At 75.8% G+C, this 1,334-nt stretch carries 2 pseudogenes; one reads left to right on the forward strand and one right to left on the reverse strand.

The window, feature by feature from the left end:
- Positions 1-297: pseudogene (locus VR44_RS15205) on the forward strand (TIGR03619 family F420-dependent LLM class oxidoreductase); the annotation flags it as partial.
- Here VR44_RS15205 and VR44_RS15210 read toward each other — a convergent pair.
- Positions 272-1,334, reverse strand: a pseudogene (locus tag VR44_RS15210) (hypothetical protein); the annotation flags it as partial. The pseudogenes VR44_RS15205 and VR44_RS15210 overlap by 26 nt on opposite strands.

The following is a 1,334-nucleotide window of genomic DNA, read 5'->3' on the forward strand; positions in this document are numbered from 1 at the left end:
CCCCTGCCGTACCTCGACGCTCTCTGGGCGGTGGCCCGCGAAGCGGCCGAACGGGCGGGGCGCGACCCGGCGGCGCTGCGCCGGGTGTTCCGCGTCAACGCCCACGTCACCACGGCCGAAGCGGACCCCGCGGAGACCCATCAGCGGGGAACCGTGCGGCAGATCTGCGACCACCTGAGGACGATGTGCCGGGCGGACACCGACGAGGTGCTGGTGGACCTCCAGTTGACGACGGACTCCCCCGAGGAGTTCCTCGACCTGGCGGCGCGGTTCACGGCCGAGCTGACCGGCGGCTGATCCGGCCGTCGGGCCGTGGCCGCGCGGGCGCGGACGCCGCCGGCGGGTCGGCCAGGGCGGCCCGGGCGGCGGCCTCCCAGTGGGGCGAGTCCCAGGCGGCGGCCACCCGCACGGCTTCGTGGAAGTGGCGCCGGGCCTCGTCCGGGCGGCCCAGGAACCGGGCGAGTTCGCCCAGGGTCTGGGCGACGGGCCGGAAGACGAGGCTGAGACTGCTCGCCCCTCCCGCCAGCCCCGCGAGGGGCAGCAGGTCCGCGTAGACCTCGGCGGCCGCTTCCCGGTCGCCGAAGGCGATGGCGGCCGCTCCGCGCAGCGCGGCGAGGATGGAGTAGGCGAAGTCGGGCAGCAGCGGAGCGCGCCGGGCGAAGACCTCGCGGGCTTCGTCGGGGCGGTCCGCGGCGAGCAGGGCGAGTGCCGTGAGGGCCTCGTTGTGCGGCTGGTACTGCTCCCACACCGCGAGGAGCACGGGGAGGACCTCTGCGAGGCGGCCCTGCTGCAGCCGTATGCAGCCGATGGCCAGACCCGCCAGGCCGCTCAGGTCGACCGCTCCCCTGGCCCGCAGTTCCGCCACCGCCGAGCCCAGTTCCCGTTCCGCCTCGTCGAAGCGCCCCTGTGCCAGGGCGAGCATGGGCCGGCGCAGCCGGGCCACCGCGAACGCGCCCTGGAGCTCGTAGGTGCGGGCGATCCCGTCCGCACGCGCGAGGCAGTCCTCCATGCGGGCCGGATCGTTGCGGGCGGCCGCGATGCGGGCGGCGGTGTAGGCGCTCATCCACGCGTACTCGGGGTTGTCCTGCGCGGCCGCGACCTCGGTGAGTTCCTCCTGGAGCGGCAGGTAGGCGCCGGGGTCGAGTTCGCAGTCGATCCGGCGCAGCAGGGAGGTGAGGGTCAGGCCCCGCAGGCGCGGCTCGCCCAGCGTACGGGCGAGCTCAACGGCCTGGTGGGCGACGGTCAGGGCGCGCGGATCGGTGTCGTCCAGCGCGTCGGCGAGCTGGTCGAGGAGCAGGCAGCGCTGCCGGTCGGCCAGGCCCGGCAGCTCCAGC

It is taken from the genome of Streptomyces katrae (assembly GCF_000966975.1).
Classification (GTDB): Bacteria; Actinomycetota; Actinomycetes; order Streptomycetales; family Streptomycetaceae; genus Streptomyces; species Streptomyces katrae.